Raw genomic sequence first — 382 nt, 5'->3', positions numbered from 1 at the left:
CCCGGGTCTTCCGGGTCGTCGAACCAGCGCTGGCTGCGCAGCTTGAAGCTCTTCTTGGTCTGATCCATCAGAGGTGGTCCCCGCTTCTCCCACTGGAGCGCAGGGTCCGCCGCCGGGCACGGCACTGTCAATGCGGCGGCCCGCCGGCGGCCGGAAAAAGCCGCCGCGGCCGTGCCCGGATCAGCCGGCCTTGCCGTCCTCGTCCTCGTCCTCGGGCGGGAGCGTCACCGGCTCGCCGAGGTCGGGGTCCAGGCCGGCGGCGATGGCAGCCTTGCGGCGGGCCTTCTCCTCCTCGCGCTGCTGCGCCTTGGCCTCGGCCTTGGCCTGCTTGGCGCGGTTCCGCTCGGCCCGTTGCTGGCCGTAATTGGGGATGCGTGCCATG

1 protein-coding gene is annotated in these 382 nt (G+C 72.3%); it reads right to left on the bottom strand.

All coding sequences use genetic code 11. The features are described from left to right. Positions 1-180: 180 nt before the first annotated feature. The coding region (locus SxD43FB_RS25540) for a hypothetical protein (protein WP_109516575.1) at positions 181-382 on the bottom strand (202 nt) is incomplete at its 5' end.

Source organism: Sphingobium sp. D43FB, assembly GCF_002312805.1.
In the GTDB taxonomy this organism is placed as follows: domain Bacteria; phylum Pseudomonadota; class Alphaproteobacteria; order Sphingomonadales; family Sphingomonadaceae; genus Sphingobium.
The sequence above is the reverse complement of the archived record's forward strand: the minus strand, read 5'-3'. Positions and strand labels throughout refer to the sequence as shown.